This window comes from Pseudomonas sp. HMSC057H01, assembly GCF_001836405.1.
In the GTDB taxonomy this organism is placed as follows: Bacteria; Pseudomonadota; Gammaproteobacteria; order Pseudomonadales; family Pseudomonadaceae; genus Pseudomonas; species Pseudomonas aeruginosa.
In genome coordinates, this window is the sequence record NZ_KV828512.1 from 97,848 (window position 1) to 118,280 (window position 20,433).

Consider the following 20,433-nt stretch of genomic DNA (forward strand, 5'->3'; position numbering starts at 1 on the left):
CCAGTTCTGCGTGCAGGTCACGGGTGGCGTCGCGTCCGCGGCGCTGGATGATCAGTCCGTCCAGGCAGCGCGCCAGGTAGCGGTCGGGGCAGGCCTGGAAGCCGTCTTCGTCTTCCTTCTTCAGGTAAGCCTCGAGCAGGTCCGCTTCGACTTGCTCGCCGAACGGGGCGGCCAGTTCGGCCAGATGTGCATCGGGAAGATCCAGCAGGTAGCGCAGGCTGCGTAGTACGTCGTTGTTGAGCATCGTGCTCTCCGGAACGGTTGGCGATGAAAAAGCCCCGCGGGGCGGGGCTCTTCAGGGAGGGCTCAGACCAGCTCGGCCCAGAGGTCGTACTCGTCGGCATCGGTGATGCGCACGCGGACCTTGTCGCCCGGCTTCAGCTCGTCGCTGTCGACGAACACGTTGCCGTCGATTTCCGGAGCGTCGGCCCAGGAGCGGCCGACCGCGCCCTGTTCGTCGACTTCGTCGATCAGCACTTCGATTTCCTTGCCGACCTTGAGCTGCAGGCGAGCGGCGGAGATCGCCTGCTGGTGGGCCATGAAGCGTTCCCAGCGGTCCTGCTTGACCTCGTCCGGCACCGGCTCCAGGCCCAGCTCGTTGGCCGGAGCGCCTTCGACGGGGGAGTACTGGAAGCAGCCGACGCGGTCGAGCTGGGCTTCCGTCAGCCAGTCGAGCAGGTACTGGAAGTCTTCTTCGGTTTCGCCCGGGAAGCCGACGATGAAGGTCGAGCGGATGGTCAGTTCCGGGCAGATCTCGCGCCACTGCTTGATCCGGGCCAGGGTCTTGTCCTCGAAGGCCGGGCGCTTCATGGCCTTGAGCACCTTCGGGCTGGCGTGCTGGAAGGGGATGTCGAGGTACGGCAGGAGCTTGCCGGCGGCCATCAGCGGGATCACGTCGTCGACGTTGGGGTACGGGTAGACGTAGTGCAGGCGAACCCATACGCCCATGCTGCTCAGCGCCTCGCAGAGTTCCTTCATGCGGGTCTTGACCGGCTGGCCGTTCCAGAAGTCGGTCTTGTACTTCAGGTCGACGCCGTAGGCGCTGGTGTCCTGGGAAATCACCAGGAGTTCCTTGACCCCGGCCTTGACCAGGCGCTCGGCCTCGCTCAGCACGTCGCCGACCGGCCGGCTGACCAGCTTGCCGCGCATGGACGGGATGATGCAGAAGCTGCAACTGTGGTTGCAGCCTTCGGAAATCTTCAGGTAGGCGTAGTGGCGCGGGGTCAGCTTGACGCCTTGCGGCGGGACCAGGTCGACCAGCGGGTTGTGTTCGGTCTTCGGCGGCACCACTTCGTGCACCGCGGTGACTACCTGCTCGTACTGTTGTGGGCCGGTGACCGCCAGGACGCTGGGGTGCACGTCGCGGATCGTGTGCTCTTCCACGCCCATGCAGCCGGTGACGATGACCTTGCCGTTCTCGGCGATGGCTTCGCCGATCACTTCCAGGGACTCGGCCTTGGCGCTGTCGATGAAACCGCAGGTGTTGACCACCACGACGTCGGCGTCTTCGTAGGTCGGGACGACCTCATAGCCTTCCATGCGCAGCTGGGTGAGGATGCGCTCGGAGTCGACCAGCGCCTTGGGGCATCCAAGACTGACGAAGCCGACTTTGGGAGTGGGGGTGGACATGGCTAACCTCGGTAGGCGGGCGCGCTTGCTGGCGCCTCTGATCAAAAAGTGCGCAATTCTAGCGGCAGCGCCGCGGCTTTTCCAGTCTCCCGTGCAGCTCTTTTCCGGCCCTGGAAAAACTCTCCGCGGGCGCTCGGCAATCGGCTCCCCGGCCTTCTATAGTCATAGCAGTCCGTGGCCTCGGCGCTTGCATCGCGGACGGCATGGGCGCAGCATTTGCCGAATTTTTCCGGGGGAAAGCGTTTCATGAGTGATGCAGCGACGCGTGCCGAGGAGACGTCGGAGGGGCATTCCAGCTCTGCCATCGGCCTGATGGTCGGGGCGGTTGGAGTCTGCTATGGGGATATCGGCACCAGTCCCTTGTATACCCTGAAAGAGGTCTTCATCGGCGGCTACGGGGTGCAGGCCAACCACGATGGCGTCCTTGGCGTGCTGTCGCTGATCTTCTGGTCGCTGGTCTGGGTCGTTTCCATCAAGTACGTGATCTTCGTCCTGCGTGCCGACAACCAGGGCGAGGGCGGGGTGATGGCGCTGTCGGCCCTGGCGCGCCGGGCGGCGGCGCCGTTCGGCAGGCTGCAGACCTTCGTGGTGGTTGCCGGCCTGATCGGCGCGGCGCTGTTCTACGGCGACAGCATGATCACCCCGGCGATCTCGGTACTGTCGGCGGTAGAAGGGCTGGAGATCGCCTTCGACGGCCTGGAGCACTGGACGGTACCGCTGGCGCTTATCGTGCTGATCGGCCTGTTCCTGATCCAGAAGCACGGCACCGCGCGGATCGGCATCCTGTTCGGCCCGGTCATGGTGCTCTGGTTCGGCGCCCTGGCGGCGCTGGGTGTCTACGGGGTGATCCAGCAGCCGGAAGTGCTGCAGGCGATGAACCCTGTATGGGCCGTGCGTTTCTTCGGTTCGCATCCCGGCATCGGTGTCGCCATCCTCGGCGCCACCGTACTGGCGCTGACCGGCGCCGAGGCGCTGTACGCCGACATGGGCCACTTCGGTCGCAAGCCGATCGCCCGTGCCTGGTTCCTGCTGGTGCTGCCGGCGCTGGTGCTGAACTACTTCGGCCAGGGCGCGACCATCCTTTCCAACGCCGAGGCGGCGCGCAACCCCTTCTACCTGCTGGCGCCGGGCTGGGCGCTGCTGCCGATGGTGGCGCTGTCCACCCTGGCCACGGTGATCGCCTCCCAGGCGGTGATCTCCGGCGCCTTCTCCCTGACCCGCCAGGCCATCCAGCTCGGCTACGTGCCGCGGATGACCATCCAGCACACTTCCAGCCACGAGCAGGGGCAGATCTACATCGGCGGGGTGAATTGGGCGCTGATGGTCGGCGTGGTCCTGCTGGTGCTCGGCTTCGAGTCCTCGGCGTCGCTGGCGGCGGCCTACGGCGTGGCGGTGACCGGAACCATGCTGATCACCACCCTGCTGATGGGCGTGGTGATCTGGCGCCTGTGGAAATGGCCGCTGTGGCTGGGTGTCCCGTTCTTCTGCGTGATGCTTGCGGTGGACAGCCTGTTCTTCGCCGCCAACCTGCCCAAGGTGATCCAGGGCGGCGCCTTCCCGGTCATCGCGGGTATCGTCATCTTCATCCTGATGTCCACCTGGAAGCGTGGCCGCCAACTGCTGGTGGAGCGTCTCGACGAGGGCTCGCTGCCGCTCTCGGTGTTCATTTCCAGCATGCGCGTGCAGCCGCCGCACCGGGTCCAGGGGACCGCGGTGTTCCTGACCGCGCGTACCGACGCGGTGCCTCACGCGCTGCTGCACAACCTGTTGCACAACCAGGTGCTGCACGAGCAGGTGGTGCTGCTCACCGTGGTCAACGAAGACAGCCCACGGGTTCCGCCGGATCGCCGTTTCGAGGTCGAGGCCTATGGCGACGGGTTCTTCCGGGTGATCCTGCACTTCGGCTTCATGGAGGAGCCGGACATCCCGGCGGCCTTGCGCCTGTGCCATCTCAACGAACTGGACTTCAGTCCGATGCGCACCACCTACTTCCTCAGCCGGGAGACGGTGATTCCATCCAAGCGCATCGGCATGGCGCGCTGGCGCGAGGGGCTGTTCGCCTTCCTGCTGAAGAACGCCAACGGCAACCTGCGCTATTTCAACCTGCCGCTCAACCGGGTGATCGAGCTGGGAACCCAGGTCGAGATCTGATCCGCTCCGCTGCAACAAAGCGCGCCCGATTGGGCGCGTTTTTTTGCGCGTTTCTCAGCGCCGTTGCGGCAGCATCCGTACCAGGGTGTTGTCGTGGCTGACGAAGTGATGGAAGAGTGCCGCGGCGGCGTGCAAGCCGATCAGGAAATAACCGGCGTTGCCGATGGTTTCGTGCCATTCCTTGATTTGCCCGGCGAGGTCGGGGTTCTTGTCTACCAGCGGCGGTAGCTCCAGGCCGAAGAACGGTATCGGCTTGCCGGCGGCGCTGAGGATCAGCCAGCCGGCGAAGGGCAGGCCGATCATCATCAGGTAGAGGGCGTAGTGCATCAGCCTGGCCAGCGTCGCCTGCCAGGCGGGGATGGCGGGCTCTATGCGCGGGGTAGGGCTGGCCAGGCGCACCAGCAGGCGCAACCAGACCAGCAGGAAAACGCTCAGGCCAAGCATGAAGTGCCATTGCTTGAGCAGTTCGCGGGTTTCGCTGCCCTTGGGGAAATTGCCCTTCAGTTCGATACAGGCGTAGACCCCGGCGATCAGCAGCAGGGTCAGCCAGTGCAGGGCAATGGTCAGGCTCCCATAACGGGACTCGGTGTTTTTCCAGCTCATCACGGTTCCTTCTCTTCGGCTCTCGGGAGCCCGCTCTGCGGCGGGTCGGCCGGTATTCTCGGCGGCTTCGCCGAAGCCAGCCGGAATGCCCCCGGCAGGCTCAGTCTAGCTGGCGCCGGCCGGGGACAAGAAGGAAGGAGCAGGGAGCCTGATCGCGGTCAGGCGTCGGGAGCGTTCTCGCGGTCGCGGATGGCCTGGAGCATCTTCTTCGCCAGGGACAGGTAGTCCTCGTCGAAGTGGTGGCCGCCCGGCAGTTCGAGCTTCTCGCCGACGGCCTGGGGTTGGGTACAGCCGCTTTCGTCCTTTTCTTCGGCGCCATAGATGCAGAACACCTTGGCCGCCGGCAACCTGGCCATTTCCGGGCCGGTGGCGGCTTCCTCGCCGGCCTTGCCCAGCCAGCCTTCCACTTCGATCTCGAAGCTGCCGGTCCGCGCCAGCGCCAGCAGGAGCATGGCTTTCACTTGCTGCTGGTCCTTTCCGGGCAGGCGGTTGTAGATCGCCGGCAGGATGTCGGCGCCGAACGAGTAGCCGGCCAGGACGAAACGTTTCGCGCCCCACTTCTCGCGGTAGTGTTGCATCAGCTTGGAGAGGTCGGCGGCGCTCTGTTCCGGGCTCTTGTGTTGCCAGTAGTAGCGCAGGGTGTCGATGCCGACCACCGGGTAGCCCATGCTCGCCATATGCTCGGCAGAGTCCTTGTCCAGGTCGCGCCAGCCGCCGTCGCCGGAATAGAACAGGGTGACGATGTCCGAGGGTTGCGCCGCGGGGACCTCGAGTACCGGCAGGGCCTCGGCGTTGCCTTGCAGTTGCAGGCGCAACTTATGGGCGAGCACGTCGGACAGCGGGGTGTCGTAGTCGCTGATGCTGGTTTCCGCGCTCGACTGCTTGCGGACGAAGACCGCGGTGTCGTCGTCCGGGTTGTCGTTCCAGGCCAGCAGCCACTGGCCGTGCGCTGCCTGGTGCGGCAGCGGGGCGTCGCAGTCGCGCTCGGCCAGGGCAATGTCGAAACCGACCGAGAGCGCCTTGGCCTTGTCGTCGTCCTGGCTGGCGAGCCAGCGCCAGGCGGTGGTCGAGCCCGGGCCGATGCCGGCGACCAGGTTCGGCTTGCCGCCGAGGCGGGCAATGACCGCTTCGAGCCGGGACTGCTGCGCCCTGCAATCGCCGTTTTCCGGGGGGAAGTACTGGATCACCCGGGCGGCGCTGTCGTGAGCCAGGTTCAGCATCTGGGCGTCGTTCAGTTGCTGTTCGGGGGCGGCGATCACCACCACCCGCGAGCGCGGCTTCTCGCCGGGTTCGGCAAGGGTGGCGTGGCCGCCGTCGTCGAGGGCCAGGGCTTCCAGTTTCGCCTGGGCCGCCGGTCGGCTCCAGAGCAGCAGGGCGGCACCGACGATCAGCACCAGGGCGGCGACCAGAAAACGGCGCCAGTGACGTTTCACGACAGACATATCAGCGTTTCACCAATCCAGTCAGGCCGCCGGCGATCAGCGCGGCGGTATCGGCCAGGGCCACCAGCGGGTCGAGCCCGGCTGGCACGGCCAGGTAGCGGGGTTCCCAGTCGGGCTGGAACTTGTCCTTGAAGCGTCGCAGCCCCTGGAAATTGTAGAACTGTTCGCCCCGCCGGAAGACCAGTGCGCCCAGGCGCTGGGTCAACGGCGCGCCGCGCCTTGGCTGGAGCCCGGCCAGCGGCACCATGCCGAGGCTGAAGCGCGCGTGGCCCTGGGCCTTGTAGTGGAGGATGAGGCCGAGCATGAGGAACTCCATGGTCAGCTTCGGCGCCTCCGGGTGCACGCGCATCAGGTCGAGGCTCGCCAGTTCGCGGCTGTCGGTTTCCAGCAGGTTGGCGAAGGCCACCGGCTTGCCCTGGTGGCGGACGATGGCGATGCGGAAGAAGTTCAGGTACGCCGGGGTGAAGCGGCCCAGGGAGAAGCCTTTCTCGCGCACCTGCTTGCCGCCCAGCCAGGCGTCCGATATCGCCTTCAGCTCGTCCAGCGGAGCCTGGCCCGGTTCATGGAACTCCAGGGCCAGCCCGTCGCGCTGGCCGCGGTTCCAGGTGTAGCGCAGGTCTTTCATTTCCTTGCCCTTGTTCTCCAGGTCGAAGCGCAGCAGGTCGACTCGCGCTTCTTCGCCGAGCTTGAGGGCGGTCAGGCCGATGTCCATGTAGAACGGCAGGTTCTCGGCACGCACCTGGTAGAACACCGGGCGGGCATGGTGCAGGTCGCAGAGGTCGCGGAACTGCCAGATCAGTTCGGCGCGCTGCATGGCCGGGCCGATCGGGTCGTACAGGGCGATCATGCTGCGACCGCGGCGGGCGTACATGAGGAAAGCGTCGTCGCCCTCATGGAAGAGCAGGGCCTTGTCGCCGGTCAGGGCCAGGCCGCCATCCGGCTGGTCCGAGTGGCGGATGATCCGCGCCGCGCGCTGCAGCTCTTCCGCGTCCGGCTCGCGGATCGCCGGCGGTGCCGCGCGCAGCAGCCAGCCAAGGGCCAGGGCCAGGAGCAGCAGGCAACTGCCGAGGGCGGCGCGCAGGGCGCGCGGGGCGTCGGCGTCCAGGGCGAACTGCCACCAGAGCTGGTTGCTGTAATGCACGTCCTGGTTGGCGAACAGCAGCAGCCAGACCGAGGCGCCGACCACGCAGATGCTGGCGCCTACGTAAAGCGGCGAGAAGGGTACTTCCATCAGCCGGCTGGGACGGTAGAAGGAGCGGCGGAACATGGCGAGCAGCGCGGCGGTCAGGCTCAGCAGGCTGGCTTCTTCCCAGTCGAAGCCTTTCAGCAGCGAAAGCAGGGCGCCCACCAGCAACAGCACCAGGGTCAGGGCCCAGGCGGCCGACAGCCGTCGGCGCAAACCCTGCGCGAGCAGCAGGCAGAGCACGCCGATCAGGCTGGCGACCAGGTGCGAGGCATCGATCAGGCGATGTGGAATGAGGAAGCCGAGGTGCTCCAGGCGGGTGTCGATCGCCGGCGTGGCGCCGGAAAACAGCAGCACGACACCGGAGAGGAAGACCAGGATCGCCAGGATCGGTGCGGCGAAACCCGAGGCGACGCGGATCGCCTGGCGCGTCACCCACAACCGGCGCGCTTCGAGGAACAGCAACAACAGGCAGGCCAGCAGCAGCGGCAGTACCACATAAATCAAGCGGTACAAGAGCAGGGCCGCGGCCAGCGGCGCGGCGCCCAGTTGGCCGGCGAACGCGGCCAGCAGCACCGCCTCGAACACCCCGACTCCGCCCGGTACGTGGCTGAGTACGCCGGCGGCCAGGGCGAGCAGGTAGACCAGCAGGAACGCCGCGAAGGGTGGGGTTTCCGGCAGCAACAGATAAAGGACGGTAGCGGCGGCGGCGACGTCGAGGGCGGTGATCAGCAGTTGCAGCAGCGACAGGCGCAGGCCCGGCAGGCGCAGGCTGCGGCGGCCGAGGCGGACCAGCAGGCTGTCGGGGGACGGCCGTTCTCCCGGCAGGCGGTGCCGGGCCAGGAACGCCACCAGGCCGACAGCCAGCAACAGGACGGCGATCGCGATGACGGCGACCAGGGCGTGGGGCAGGTGCAGCGCCGATGCCGCATCGTCGAGGTCGCAGAGTGCGGCGAGTGCCGCCAGCACCGGCAGTGCGCAGCCCAGGGAAAGGCTGGCAAATAGCGTCATCCGGGCAATTTCGGCAGCGCCGATGCCATGCCGGGAATACAGTCGGTAGCGTACGGAGCCGCCGGAAAGCAGCGACAGGCCTACCGCATTGCCGATGGCGAAGGCGCTGAAGCCACCGGTGGCCAGGCTGCGCATGGGCAGCGTGACGCCAGCGAAGCGGCTGGCCGACCACTCGTAGCCGAGCAGGATGACGAAGCCGAGGGCGGTCGCGCCCAGGGCGCCGAGCAGCGCCGGCCTGGGCACGTCGGCGATGGCATCGTGGAGGGCGCCGGGATCGATCTCCCGTAGCAGGTGGTAGCAGGCCACCAGCGCCAGGCCGAACAGCAGCAAGGTGAAGACCAGGCCGATGGGCTGGCGGTAGGCGGTAATCCGATCGATCAGCCGGATGCGTTGTGGGGACGCGGGAGAGCTGGGTGGAGCGGGATGTTCTGGAACGGGAGCGTCGGTGCGCATCAGCCACCTCATGGGAATTTGCGCGACAGAGTATGGCCTCTCGGGCGAGTTCCCAAGTGGTCGCAGCAGATTTTTTCTGTGCGGGGCGGCGTCCTGTCACAGGGAGAAGACCGCCGGGTTTTTCAGGAGTTGCGTCGGCGAAGTGGCCGAAGGCCATTTGCTGGTGTTCGTTCAGCGATGGTTCAGCTTGCCGTGGGCATAGTGGCGGCTTGCACTGTCCGACCATTTCCGAGGGGGGAAGGGTGACGATGATCCAGGCGGGCATTCATGTCGGCGCCGGAGTCGTGCTGGGCGTGGCCGCTGGATGGTGGCTGGGGGATTGGGAACAGTCGTTGCAGGTCAAGGATTCGGTGGCGCGGGTCGATTGCCTGTTGTACGGCGTCCTGCTGGTGGTGTTGCTCCGCCACGACGGTTGGTTGCGCCGCCTGGGCCAACTGGGCCTGGGGCTGTTCTGCGGTTCCCTGCTGGTCTATTCAGTGAATCCGGCAAGCCTGTTCGCTGCGAAAGAGTCCTGGAGCCTGGCGCGGATCTCCATGCGGGCCTTCGGTCCGCTGGTGATGCTGGTCGTGGGGATGGCCTGCGCGCGCCTGGCACACGAGTTGCGCTGACGCAGGCGTTGCGCTCACGCCGGAGTCAGGTGACGCGATTCCTCGCGGTATTCCTTCAACCAGCGCAGCACTTCCACGGCCTCCCAGCGAGAGGGGTCGTACAACGCATAGATCTCGCCCTGGTAGCCGACCACATCGAGCGGCCGGTGGAAGCCGGCGCGCTGGAACAGCGCCTCGATCTCGGCGAAGCAGGTGTTGAAGTGCACGCGGGTGAACGGCGTCTTGCCGTCGGTGACCAGGCCGTCCATCTGCAGTTCGTCCACTGCCTGGCGGATGTCGTCGAGTTCCATCCGGTTCACGCTGCGCTTCAATTGTTCGACGTTCAGCATCTGTCTGTCCTTTCCGTATCCGTTACCGAGCATTCATCGAAGGCTGAGCTGGCTGTACGAATATACAGTTAAATGTGCGATGATGCGAGCGAACGGAGGGCGAGGCGATGCAGTGGAGCACGAGTGTCGGAATGCAAAAAGCCCCGGCGCTATCGCTAGTGCCGGGGCTTTTCGAATGTGGTTGCGGGAGCTGGATTTGAACCAACGACCTTCGGGTTATGAGCCCGACGAGCTACCAGACTGCTCCATCCCGCGTCTGTGTGGGCGCATTCTACGGACTCTCGTCGGGTTGTCAATCGATTTTTCGAAAAAAGTGTTTTTTCTTCAAATGCTTAGCGCTTGCCCAATGCTAGAATTCGGCGCTCCGGGGCAGGCCCGGCGGGGCTTGTAGCGAGATTCCGGTGCGGAAAATCATCCATATAGACTGCGACTGTTTCTACGCCGCCCTCGAGATGCGCGACGACCCCAGCCTGCGCGGCAAGGCGCTGGCGGTTGGCGGTTCGCCGGACAAGCGCGGAGTGGTCGCCACTTGCAGCTACGAGGCGCGGGCCTATGGCGTGCGCTCGGCGATGGCCATGCGCACGGCGCTCAAGCTGTGTCCCGATCTCCTGGTGGTGCGCCCGCGTTTCGATGTCTACCGGGCGGTGTCGAAGCAGATCCATGCGATCTTCCGCGACTATACCGATCTGATCGAGCCGCTTTCGCTGGACGAGGCCTACCTGGACGTCAGCGCTTCGCCGCATTTCGCCGGTAGCGCCACGCGGATCGCCCAGGACATCCGCCGCCGGGTGGCCGAGGAACTGCACATCACCGTTTCGGCGGGCGTCGCGCCGAACAAGTTCCTGGCCAAGATCGCCAGCGACTGGCGCAAGCCGGACGGGCTGTTTGTGATTACCCCGGAGCAGGTCGACGGGTTCGTCGCCGAGTTGCCGGTGGCCAAGTTGCATGGCGTCGGCAAGGTCACGGCGGAGCGCCTGGCGCGGATGGGCATCCGCACCTGCGCCGACCTGCGCCAGGGCAGCAAGCTGAGCCTGGTGCGCGAGTTCGGCAGCTTCGGCGAACGCCTGTGGGGACTGGCCCATGGTATCGACGAGCGACCGGTGGAAGTCGACAGCCGGCGCCAGTCGGTGAGCGTCGAATGTACCTTCGATCGCGACCTGCCGGACCTGGCGGCTTGTCTGGAGGAACTGCCGACCCTGCTCGAGGAGCTGGACGGACGCCTGCAACGCCTGGATGGCAGTTATCGGCCGGACAAGCCGTTCGTGAAACTGAAGTTTCACGATTTCACCCAGACCACGGTGGAACAGTCCGGCGCCGGGCGCGACCTGGAGAGCTACCGGCAATTGCTCGGCCAGGCCTTTGCCCGTGGCAATCGTCCGGTGCGCCTGATCGGCGTTGGCGTGCGCCTGCTCGACCTGCAGGGCGCCCACGAACAACTCAGGCTGTTCTGATGCTCCTCATGGCGTCAACGAAGTCGCGAGGCTCCGCGGCGACGGCTCTTCCCTTACCGGCAGGGCGCTGAAGCGGCCGAGATCCTGCAGCAGTTCCAGGCGTGCTGCACGGAGCGGGCCGCGTATGGCTTCCTGTTGTTCCACGTCGAGCGGGCGGTCGTCGCCATCGCTCACCGGACCGTGGTGACGGTCCGCGCCACGCAGTGGGAAGCTCACCTTGAAGCCTTCGCCCAGGTAGGCGATGCGCGTGGTATCGGCGCTCACCGCATAGTCGCGATGGTAGTCCGCTGCGAGCAGGTCCTGTCCCAGCGAGTAGTCGCGGGGCGGATTGCGTACGCCCAGCAGCGGCAGGAGCGTTGCGGGCAGGTCGATGTGGCTGGTGATGCCGCGGACGGCACGGGGCGCCTGTCCGGGAATGCTCAGCACGGCGACGGTGCCGGTCTGGTAGCGATTGAACTCGGTATTGTGGCCCCAGCGCGAGCGTTCCATGAACTCTTCCCCATGGTCGCCGAGCACCACTACCGCGGTGTTTTCCAGCAGGTGCTGGTTTTCCAGGTGCTGCAGCAGGCGGCCGATCTGTGTATCGACTTCGCGCACGGCATTCAGGTAGCGGTTCTTGATCAGCGGCATCTGCGCCTGGAAATCGGTGGTCAGGTAGTTGAAGTTGACCAGATAGGGGCGGATTTTCGCGGTCTCGTCGCGGAAGCTGTAGTTGGCGTGGCTCGACTCGAGGAACAGGCAGGCGAAGAACGGCCGGTCGGGTAGTCGGCGATCGACGAAGCGCAGCAGGTCGTCGGTGTTCCGGGCGTCGCGCTGCCAGGCAGGCTCCGGGCTATCCAGCACGTGCAGGTCCTGGGGGCGCAGGTTGACGAACACGCTGCGGTCGAAGGGCGGATAGCTGAAACGTTGCGCGGCATTGATCCGGAACTGGTAGTTCTGCTGCCTGAGTACCTCCATGAGCACCGGCGGCTGGCCGGCCTTCAGCACGGCGTCCCAGTAGCCGCCGTGCAGCCCGTAGAACATGCCGAAGACGCCCATCTGGGTCAGGTTGCCGCTGCTGTAGTGGTTGTCCAGGCGGATCGCCCGGTTGGAGAAGTCCCACAGCCTGGGCATGTAGCGCGGATCGAGCATGTCCCCGCGGAGCGACTCGGCGACGATCCAGACGATGTTCAATGGGTGCGCCGGGGCGCTGATCTCCAGCGGCCGGAGCGGATAGTGCAGGTCGCTCTGCTGCTGGAGCAGCTCGCGCTGGGTGGGCGTCGGCTGGATGCCCAGGCTTCGCGCCAGGCTGCGGACGGTCAATGGCAGGTACAGCGGATAGCGTTCGCTGGCCAGCAGGATCGGCCGGTAGTCGCGCAGGGAGCTGAACGCATAGGCCAGGCGTTCGCCCAGGGCCAGGCAGAGGAAGGCCGCCAACAGGTAGCGCCAGGCGCGCCGAGGGAGCGCGGGAAGGCGTTCGCGGCTGACCTGGCAGGCGCTGTACAGCAGCACCTGCAGACAGAGCAGGGCCAGGGCCGCCAGGCTTGCGCTGAGCAGGGTGCCGTCGCCGCTGCCGAGGCTGGAGAGGCCGCCGGGCGAGACCAGCAGGCCGATGCTGAAACCGTTGAGGTGGAATCCGTACAGGTCGTAGAGGGTGCGGTCGGCGTAGAGCAGTATCTGTACCGCCGCGCTGCCGACGATGGCCAGCACGCCTGCCAGCCACGGACTGAGGCGCACGGGAAGGCGGTCATGGAAATGCAGGAGCAGTCGGCAGGCGAGGTACACCGGGACTATATAAAGGAAGGCGTAGCTCAGGCTGGCAGCGACGCTCCAGAGCGGCAGCCAGGCGTCGTCGAAGACGATCCCGTCCTGCAGGCGCAGCACCTGCCAGAGCACCACCAGCCACGACAACAGAAAGAAGCGGTTGAGTGTCTCGGTGCTGGGTGGGGCGAACATCAAGCGTCTCCGGGCGAGGATGCGGAAGCCTAGGGACGTGGTGGTCAAGCGGGAATGAAATGGATGTCAAAAAAATGTAAACGGGCGGCGCCGGGTAGCGCCGCTTCAGGCTTCAGTCGTGCTCGGGGACCAGGCGCAGCGGCTTGCCTTCGGCCGGCCACAGGCGCAGCTCGTCGGACGGCGAAATGTCCCAGTGCTGGACGCTCTGCAGCAGGGCCAGGAAGCGCCGTTCCTGCTCCATGATCTCCGCCGCGCACAGGCGGCGGGTGCTGCCGATGGCGCCGAACTGAAGGAGGTCGTCCTGCAAGGTGTAGCTGGCGAACCAGTGGTTGCAGCCGCCGTTGCCGAAGGCACGGCCCTGGCCGTCGAAGGTCAGGCTGATGTGGCTGTAGTCCATCGTCGGTTGTGCGCCGACCCAGTCGACCTGGTAGGCCTGCTCGGTTTCCAGGGTGGTCTCCTGGCTGGCGCAACCGCCCAGGACCAGGGCGGCGGAGGCGAAGAGGGCGAGAGAGGGTTTCATGGCGTTTCCTTTGCGCATTTCGTACGGGCGATAGTTCACAGACCGTCGGTCGGACGGAGCGTTCGCCCTACTGGCATTTCGGGCACAGGTGCTTGCCTTCGCGGCTGCTCCAGCCCAGTTCGTGAATGCGCTCTTCGGCGGCCGGCGCCAGGGCCTTGCGACCGAGACTGGCGTCCACGGCGAACTCGAAGTCGAGACGAGCCTGGCACTGGTCGCAGTCGACCTGCCAGGTATGGATCGCCAGTTCGCGGAATGCCGGGCCGCGGGCGACCGCCAGCCACTGGCCGGGTGGGTTGATCAGGTGGCGAACCTTTTCCACGGTCAGGCGCATGCTCAGGGTCTTGCTGCCCTTGAGGCTGACCAGCAGCACGTCGTCGGCCTTGATCGAGCCGCCGGTGCCGGTGACCTGGTAGCGCCCCGGGGAGAGCGCGCGGCATTCGTTGAGGGTGTATTGCGGGTTGAGCAGGGTGTAACGGAAATCGTGTTCAGCCATGGAGCCTCCAATCAGCCGCGCATGCTACCACGCCATCAGGCCCGGACCCGATTGCGCGGCGTCCCGTCCTGCCAGGCGGCGATGTTGTCCAGGGTGGTGTCGGCGATCGCCGCCAGCGCCTCGCGGGTAAGGAAGGCCTGGTGGGCGGTCACCACCACGTTGGGGAAGCTCAGCAGGCGTGCCAGCACGTCATCCTGCAGGGGCTGGTCGGAGCGATCCTCGAAGAAGATATCCGCTTCCTCTTCATAGACGTCCAGGCCGAGGTAGCCCAGTTGTCCGCTCTTCAGCGCCTCGATCAGCGCCGCGGCGTTCACCAGGGCGCCACGGCCGGTATTGATCAGCATCGCGCCGGGTTTCATCGTCGCCAGGCGCTGCGCGTCGATGAGGTGGCGGGTGTCGGCGGTCAGCGGGCAATGCAGGCTGACGATGTCGGACTCGGCGAGCAGGGCGTCGAGCGCCAGGTAGCGGCCGCCGAGCGCTTGGATGCGCGGATTGGGATAGGGATCGTAGGCCAGCAGCTCGCAGCCGAAGCCGGCCATGATGCGGGCGAAGGTCTCGCCGATCTGTCCGGTGCCGATCACTCCGACGCGTTTGCCGTGGAGGTCGAAGCCGGTCAGCCCATGCAGCGAGAAATCGCCCTCGCGGGTCCGGTTGTAGGCGCGGTGCAGGCGCCGGTTGAGCGTCAGGATCAGGCCGACCGCGTGCTCGGCGACAGCGTGCGGCGAATAGGCCGGGACGTGCACCACCGGCAGGCCGAGCGCTTCGGCGGCGGCCAGGTCGACGTGGTTGTAGCCGGCCGAGCGCAGGGCGACCAGGCGCGTGCCGCCGGCGGCCAGGCGTTCCAGCACCGGCCGCGAGAGGTCGTCGTTGACGAAGGCGCAGACTACTTCGAAGCCCTGGGCGAGGACCGCCGTGTCCGCCTGCAGGTGGGCCTGCTGGAAGTGCAGTTCGAAGCCGTGCCGGTGGTTGCTGGCCTGGAAGCTCTCGCTGTCGTAGGCCTGGCTGCTGAAGAACAGGATGCGCATGGTCAGAGTTCGCTGGAGTCGAGGCTGGTGGAAGACAGGTGGGTGGTGGCCGAGGCAGTGTCGGCCAGGGCCTCGATGGCCTTGTCCAGCTCGTCCAGGGCCGCGGCCGCCGCCGGATCGTTCTGCTTGAGCAGGGTTTCGCTGGTCTGGCAGGCCGCGCGCAACTGCGGCACGCCACAGTAGCGGGTGGCGCCATGCAGCCGGTGGACCCTCTCGAGCAAAGCGGTGCGGTCGTCGTTGTCGCGGGCCTGGCGAATCGCCTGGCGGTCCGCCGCCAGCGAGGCCAGCAGCATCGCCAGCATGTCGGCGGCGAGGTCGGCCTTGCCGGCGGCCAGGCGCAGCCCTTCCTCGGGGTCGAGCACGCTCAACTGGCCGAGCTGCGGCGCACGGCTCATGCTGGCCAGCGACTGGCCCAGGCTCAGTCCCGTCCACTTCAGCACTACCTGGGCCAATTGCTGCTCGTCGATCGGCTTGGTCAGGTAGTCGTCCATGCCGGCCTGCAGCAATGCGCGCTTCTCGTTGGAAAGCGCATGTGCGGTGAGCGCGATCACCGGCACCGGGCTGACTTCCCGCTCGGCCTCCCAGCGGCGGATCGCCTCGGTGGCCTGGCGGCCGTCCATGCCGGGCATCTGCACGTCCATGAAGACCAGGTCGAAGCGCTCGCGCTGCACTACCTCGAGGGCCGCGTAGCCGCTGTCCACCGCGGTGACCTGGGCGCCGAGGTCGCTGAGCAGGGTCTGCACCAGCAGCAGGTTGGCCGGGTTGTCGTCGACGCAGAGCAGCCGTGGCGGCCGTCCGGAAACCATGGCGTGGGGCTTGTCGCTGCGCGTCGGGCGGACTTGAAGCAACTCCTGCAGCTTGCGTTGCAGCTTGCGGGTGCAGGCGGGCTTGGCCTCGACCTGTTCGTCGGGCAGGGTCGCGTGGTATTGCGCCTGCTCGGTGGTCGGGCAGAGCACCAGGGTCTTGCAGCCGAGCCGTTCGAATTCCCAGAACGACTGGCTCAGCTCTTCCGGCGGATGGATCGCGGCCGAGACGCCGAGCACCGCCAGGCTGATCGGCAACTGGCCGGGCGGCGGGTTGCGCAGGCTTTCCTGGAGGCTGTCGAGGTCGGCGAATTCGCTCACTTCCAGGCCGAAGTCGGTGAGCTGGTGGTGCAGCGAGCGGCGCGTCAGCTCCTGCGGTTCGAGCAGCGCCACGCGCTGGCCCGCGGCCCAGGAGGCGCCTGGCTCCTCGTTGTCGTCGCGACTTTTCGGCAGACTCAGGCTGATCCAGAATTCGGCACCTTCCCCAGGCGTACTGTCGACGCCGATCTCGCCGCCCATCTGCTCGATCAGGCGCTTGGAGATCACCAGGCCCAGGCCGGTGCCACCGGCTTGCCGCGACAGTGAGTTGTCGGCCTGGCTGAAGGCCTTGAACAAGGCTTGCTGGTCCTCCTCGGAGAGGCCGATACCGGTGTCCTGTACGCTGATCCGCAGCTGCGCGCGGTCGTCGCTTTCGTCCTCGAGCATGGCGCGTACGGCGACGGTGCCGCCCTGGGTGAACTTGATGGCGTTGCCGACCAGGTTGGTGAGGATCTGCTTCAGCCGCTGCGGGTCGCCCTGCAATTGGATCGGGGTATCCCGGTAGACCAGGCTGACCAGTTCCAGTTGCTTCTCGTGGGCGGCCGGAGCCAGCATGGTCAGGGCGTCCTGGATCAGGTCGCGGAGATTGAAGGGGAGGTTTTCCAGAACCAGCTTGCCGGCCTCGATCTTCGAGAAGTCGAGGATCTCGTTGATGATCCCCAGCAGGCTTTCCGCCGATTTCTGGATGGTCGTGAGGTAGTCCTGCTGGCGCGGGCTGAGCTCGCTCTTCTGCAGCAGGTTGGTGAAACCGAGGATGCCGTTGAGCGGGGTGCGGATCTCGTGGCTCATGTTGGCGAGGAACTCGGACTTGATCCTGCTCGCCTCCAGGGCCTCCTTGCGCGCCAGGTCCAGCTCGATGTTCTGGATCTCGATGGTTTCCAGGTTCTGGCGTACGTCCTCGGTGGCCTGGTCGATGTTGTGCTGCATTTCCTCCTGGGCGCTCTGCAGCGTTTCCGCCATGCGGTTGATGCCGGAGGCCAGTTCGTCCAGCTCGTTGCTGCCCATCGGTGGCAGGCGGGTTTCCATGCGGCCTTCCTTGAGCTGGGCGACGCCCTGGCTGATCAGTTCCAGCGGCGCGTTGATCGCGCGGCTCATGCGCAGGGCGAGGAGGGCGGTGACGCCGAGGCCGGCGGCGATCAGCAAGAGGCTGGTGAACAGGCTGCGATATCCGCGCAGCAGGGTCCCGTGGTGCGACAGTTCCAGTTCGACCCAGCCGAGTACGCGCTCGTCGTCAGGCTCGGTGGCGCCGGACAGGCTGTGGTGGCGGCCAAGAACCGGTAGCAGGAAGTGCGTGGTGTCCAGTTCGGTGGACATGCTCAGATGGCTGGCGTCGCCGGCCGGGGCGACGGTGAGCATGCTTGGCCCGGCATGGGCGAGGCGTTCCTGGCGGGCGTCGAGGAAGGTCACCGCGCGCACGTCCGGTTGGTCCAGCGCCTCGTTGGCGATGCGGTTGAGCACGGCGGTATCCTTTCGCGCCAGCGCGGTGGCGGCCAGCGGCGCCAGTTGTTCGGCGATCAGTTGCCCGCGCTCGATCAACTGGGCGCGCATGTCGGACAGCTGGACCCAGGTGAAGTAACCGCCAAGCACCATCGCCAGCAGGCTGGTGGGGAGCAGGGTGAGCAGCAGTACGCGCCCCTTGATGCCGAGATCCTTGAACACACGTCTCTCCGTCGAGCCAGATCGGGATGGCCGACGCTCCCCGGCCATACGTTTACCCCGCGCAGTTTAGCGGGTCGCGGAAGGGGAATCTGCACCGATGTGCGCAGCCCGGCGGATTCGGCTTGCGACGAAGCGGAAAGATCGTGAATACTGGCACGATTGCTAATCAATCTTATTTGGCTGCCATGTTCCCATCCCTGACGCCCGACCCCCGACTGCTGGCCATCGAGGACGATCCGACACTGGGCGCACATCTGTTCCAGCACCTCAATGGCAGCGGTTTCGAGGTGACCTGGTGCCGAGACGGGGAAGAGGGGTTGGCGGCTGCGCGCAGCGGCGCCTATGACCTGATCCTGATGGACATCATGCTGCCGGGGCGCGATGGCCTCGAGATTCTTCGCCAACTCCGCCAGGAGCAGGCGCTGCCGGTGATCCTGATGTCGGCCCTGGGCGCCGAGCAGGACCGCATCGCCGGGTTCAGCCAGGGCGCCGACGATTATCTGCCGAAGCCTTTCAGCCTGGCCGAGCTGCGGGTACGCATCGATGCCATCCTGCGCCGGATCGCCCTGGAGCGGGGGGGCGCGCCGGGCCGCTGCGCCGAACCGCTGGCGCGGCCCTCGCTGCAATTCTCTGCCGATGTCTGCGATGTCAGCCTTGGCGAGCGGTTCGCCGGCCTGACGCCGACCGAATACCGCCTGCTGGAAACCTTCCTCGCCGCGGAAGGCGAGACCCTGACCAAGGCCTTCCTTTACCAGCATGTCCTGCACCGCGGTCATACCCAGCATGATCGCAGCCTGGACATGCACGTCAGTCACCTGCGGCGCAAGCTGCAACGCCTCGGTTACGCCGGTCACCAGTTGCATACCGTCTGGGGCAAGGGTTACGTCCTGACACCGGCGCCATGATGCCCAACCGCCATTCGCTGTTCTGGCGCCTGGCCCTGGTGCTGGTGGCGTTCTTCCTGCTATCGGTATGGCTGTCCTGGACCTGGGGACGTAGTGCCGAACTGAAGGGTTACTACCTGTCCGCCGAAGCCCGCTCCGCCTTGGCGGATTATGCGCGGCGAGCCGAGCGTGCCTGGCTCGACGATGGCCGCGAGGGCATCGACCGTTGGCTGGCCGAGCCGCGCCAGCAGGCGCTGGACTGGGTGGTCGTGCTCGACGGACGGCTGCAATCGCTGGGCAGTCGTCCGCTCACCACGGAGGAAGCCGAGCGCCTGACTTTCCTGCGGGGCGTCGACTGGCCGATGAGTTCCCGCTCGCTGTCGCGGCCATTCATCAACCTGCGCTTCCCCGAACATCCGGAGCAAGGCAGGGTGGTCCTGCGTCTTCCCGCCGAGTTCGTCCCTCCCGGCTTGTCGCCGGCCAAGCGCCTGGTCACCCACGGCCTGGTGCCGGCCGGGCTGGCCCTGCTGCTGGGAGTGTTGCTGTATCGGCGCTGGGTAGTGCCGCTGGGACGCCTGCGAGCGCAGGCCAATGCCCTGCGCGGCAACGACCTGACGGCGCGTACGCAGGCAGAGATCAGCCGGCGCAGCGACGAGCTGGGCGATCTGGGGCGGGCGTTCGACCATATGGCCGAGCGACTCGACGAGCACATGGTGTTGCAGCGCCAACTGCTCCGCGATCTCTCCCACGAGCTGCGCACGCCGCTGGCGCGCCTGCAGGTGGCGGCAGAGGGCACGCTGTCCGCGCAGCTCCTGCGCGAGCGCCTGGAGCAGGAGGTACAGGGCATGCAGCAACTGGTGGACAACACCCTGGAGCTGGCCTGGATGGACACCGAACGCCCGGTATTGGCGCTGGAGGACATTTCCATCCCGGCGTTATGGGACCTGCTGGTGGAGAACGCACGCTTCGAAAGCGGCTGGGCCGCCGAGCGGTTCCGCAGCGATCTGCCCGAGGATTGTGTCGTGCGTGGCAACCTCAATGCACTTGCCCAGGCCCTGGAGAACCTGCTGCGCAACGCCATCCGGCATTCGCCGGAGGGCGGCGTGATCCGCCTGCATGGTCGGCGCGAAGGAAGTTGCTGGTGGCTTTGCCTGGAAGACCAGGGCGAGGGTGTGGCCGAGCACCAGTTGGAGACCATCTTCCGCCCGTTCACCCGACTGTCTTCGGCACGTACCGGCAAGGGCTTCGGCCTGGGACTGAGCATTGCCCGTCGCGCCGTGGTGCTCCAGGGCGGCCGCCTATGGGCGGAAGCCGCCGATCCGGGGCTGCGCCTGTGCCTGGTGCTGCCTTCTGCCTAGCGAGGCGCAGGTGCCTTTACATTTTACCTAGATGTAAATGATCTTTACTCTCTTTTGTGAATAATTATCATCCGTGCCGATCTCCTCGGCCGGCCTTGTTCCGGGTCTGCGCCCTGTCCTACCCGTGCCGAGACGTCACCCGTGCAACGCCGGCGACCCAGGCTTCAGAAAAAACGTCAACGTATCCCTCGTGGCTCGCCTGCTACCCGTTTTCCCTCGACAGGAGTAGTCACGCATGTACCCCCAATTCCGTCGCGGCCATCTCGCCGCTGCCGTCCTTTTCGCTTCATCGAGCCTGCTGGGCGGGCAGGCCCTGGCCGAGGACGAGCGCCTGGAAGAACTGGACGAACGCGCCGAGTCGGTGGTCCAGCTGGGTGACGAGGTGGTGCTGGGCACCGCCGAACAGGAGCTCAAGCAGGCACCGGGGGTATCCATCATCACCGCCGAGGACATCAGGAAGCGCCCGCCGGTGAACGATCTCTCCGAGATCATCCGCACCATGCCCGGGGTCAACCTCACCGGCAACAGTTCCAGCGGCCAGCGCGGCAACAACCGGCAGATCGACATCCGCGGCATGG

Annotated in this window: 17 protein-coding genes and 1 tRNA gene; 6 read left to right on the top strand and 12 right to left on the bottom strand. The window is 66.3% G+C overall.

Annotated elements, in window-relative coordinates; all coding sequences use genetic code 11:
- On the bottom strand, positions 1-244 hold a 244-nt coding region (locus HMPREF2581_RS25145; protein ID WP_139181929.1), incomplete at its 3' end, for a DUF1456 family protein.
- Positions 245-306: 62 nt separating this feature from the next.
- Positions 307-1,629: a 30S ribosomal protein S12 methylthiotransferase RimO gene (gene rimO / locus HMPREF2581_RS25150; protein WP_003120722.1), complete on the bottom strand. Its 1,323-nt coding sequence runs from the start codon at positions 1,627-1,629 to the stop codon at positions 307-309.
- Positions 1,630-1,875: 246 nt separating this feature from the next.
- On the opposite strand from rimO, the gene HMPREF2581_RS25155 reads away from it, so the two are divergent.
- Entirely contained in the window at positions 1,876-3,780 is a 1,905-nt protein-coding gene (locus tag HMPREF2581_RS25155) for a potassium transporter Kup (RefSeq protein ID WP_003140804.1), read from the top strand.
- 54 nt (positions 3,781-3,834) lie between these two features.
- Here HMPREF2581_RS25155 and HMPREF2581_RS25160 read toward each other — a convergent pair whose 3' ends face one another.
- From HMPREF2581_RS25160 to mprF, 3 genes are all read right to left on the bottom strand, one after another.
- Positions 3,835-4,383: a cytochrome b gene (locus tag HMPREF2581_RS25160; RefSeq protein WP_003140803.1), complete on the bottom strand. Its 549-nt coding sequence runs from the start codon at positions 4,381-4,383 to the stop codon at positions 3,835-3,837.
- A gap of 158 nt (positions 4,384-4,541) precedes the next feature.
- Positions 4,542-5,825 (bottom strand): virulence factor family protein, encoded by a 1,284-nt coding sequence (locus HMPREF2581_RS25165; RefSeq protein ID WP_003140802.1) that lies wholly within the window; start codon positions 5,823-5,825, stop codon positions 4,542-4,544.
- A gap of 1 nt (position 5,826) precedes the next feature.
- Positions 5,827-8,472, bottom strand: coding sequence for a bifunctional lysylphosphatidylglycerol flippase/synthetase MprF (mprF, locus tag HMPREF2581_RS25170; RefSeq protein WP_003140801.1), 2,646 nt, complete (start codon positions 8,470-8,472; stop codon positions 5,827-5,829).
- A gap of 248 nt (positions 8,473-8,720) precedes the next feature.
- On the opposite strand from mprF, the gene HMPREF2581_RS25175 reads away from it, so the two are divergent.
- A complete protein-coding gene (locus HMPREF2581_RS25175) occupies positions 8,721-9,080 on the top strand; it encodes a PA0921 family PhoP regulated protein (RefSeq protein WP_003086013.1) in 360 nt (119 codons plus the stop codon).
- 14 nt (positions 9,081-9,094) lie between these two features.
- Here HMPREF2581_RS25175 and HMPREF2581_RS25180 read toward each other — a convergent pair whose 3' ends face one another.
- Complete coding sequence (locus HMPREF2581_RS25180) at positions 9,095-9,409, bottom strand: hypothetical protein (protein WP_003086015.1); 315 nt, start codon at positions 9,407-9,409, stop codon at positions 9,095-9,097.
- 178 nt (positions 9,410-9,587) lie between these two features.
- A tRNA-Met gene (locus HMPREF2581_RS25185) sits at positions 9,588-9,664 on the bottom strand.
- A gap of 146 nt (positions 9,665-9,810) precedes the next feature.
- Between HMPREF2581_RS25185 and dinB the strand changes: the two genes are divergently transcribed.
- A complete protein-coding gene (dinB, locus tag HMPREF2581_RS25190) occupies positions 9,811-10,860 on the top strand; it encodes a DNA polymerase IV (protein WP_003086018.1) in 1,050 nt (349 codons plus the stop codon).
- A 6-nt stretch (positions 10,861-10,866) separates the two neighbouring features.
- On the opposite strand, the gene HMPREF2581_RS25195 is transcribed toward dinB, so the two are convergent.
- The 5 genes from HMPREF2581_RS25195 to gacS form a co-directional block, all read right to left on the bottom strand.
- A complete protein-coding gene (locus HMPREF2581_RS25195; RefSeq protein ID WP_003140799.1) occupies positions 10,867-12,795 on the bottom strand; it encodes a sulfatase-like hydrolase/transferase in 1,929 nt (642 codons plus the stop codon).
- Positions 12,796-12,907: 112 nt separating this feature from the next.
- Positions 12,908-13,315: an META domain-containing protein gene (locus HMPREF2581_RS25200; protein WP_003104742.1), complete on the bottom strand. Its 408-nt coding sequence runs from the start codon at positions 13,313-13,315 to the stop codon at positions 12,908-12,910.
- A 67-nt stretch (positions 13,316-13,382) separates the two neighbouring features.
- Positions 13,383-13,808 carry a hypothetical protein gene (locus tag HMPREF2581_RS25205; RefSeq protein WP_003086023.1) on the bottom strand — a complete coding sequence of 142 codons (426 nt, stop codon included), beginning with the start codon at positions 13,806-13,808 and terminating at the stop codon, positions 13,383-13,385.
- A gap of 35 nt (positions 13,809-13,843) precedes the next feature.
- A complete protein-coding gene (locus HMPREF2581_RS25210; RefSeq protein ID WP_003112591.1) occupies positions 13,844-14,833 on the bottom strand; it encodes a 2-hydroxyacid dehydrogenase in 990 nt (329 codons plus the stop codon).
- A gap of 2 nt (positions 14,834-14,835) precedes the next feature.
- Entirely contained in the window at positions 14,836-17,613 is a 2,778-nt protein-coding gene (gene gacS, locus HMPREF2581_RS25215; RefSeq protein ID WP_003102426.1) for a two-component system sensor histidine kinase GacS, read from the bottom strand.
- 185 nt (positions 17,614-17,798) lie between these two features.
- Here gacS and pirR point away from each other — a divergent pair, with 185 nt between their 5' ends.
- The 3 genes from pirR to HMPREF2581_RS25230 all read left to right on the top strand — a co-directional run.
- On the top strand, positions 17,799-18,518 hold the full coding sequence (gene pirR / locus HMPREF2581_RS25220; protein WP_003109933.1) for a response regulator transcription factor PirR: 720 nt from the start codon (positions 17,799-17,801) through the stop codon (positions 18,516-18,518).
- Complete coding sequence (gene pirS, locus HMPREF2581_RS25225; protein ID WP_003140795.1) at positions 18,518-19,855, top strand: sensor histidine kinase PirS; 1,338 nt, start codon at positions 18,518-18,520, stop codon at positions 19,853-19,855. The genes pirR and pirS overlap by 1 nt, the downstream gene beginning before the upstream one ends.
- Positions 19,856-20,090: 235 nt before the next feature.
- Positions 20,091-20,433, top strand: a 343-nt coding sequence (locus HMPREF2581_RS25230; protein WP_049262926.1) for a TonB-dependent receptor plug domain-containing protein, incomplete at its 3' end; no start/stop codon positions are given.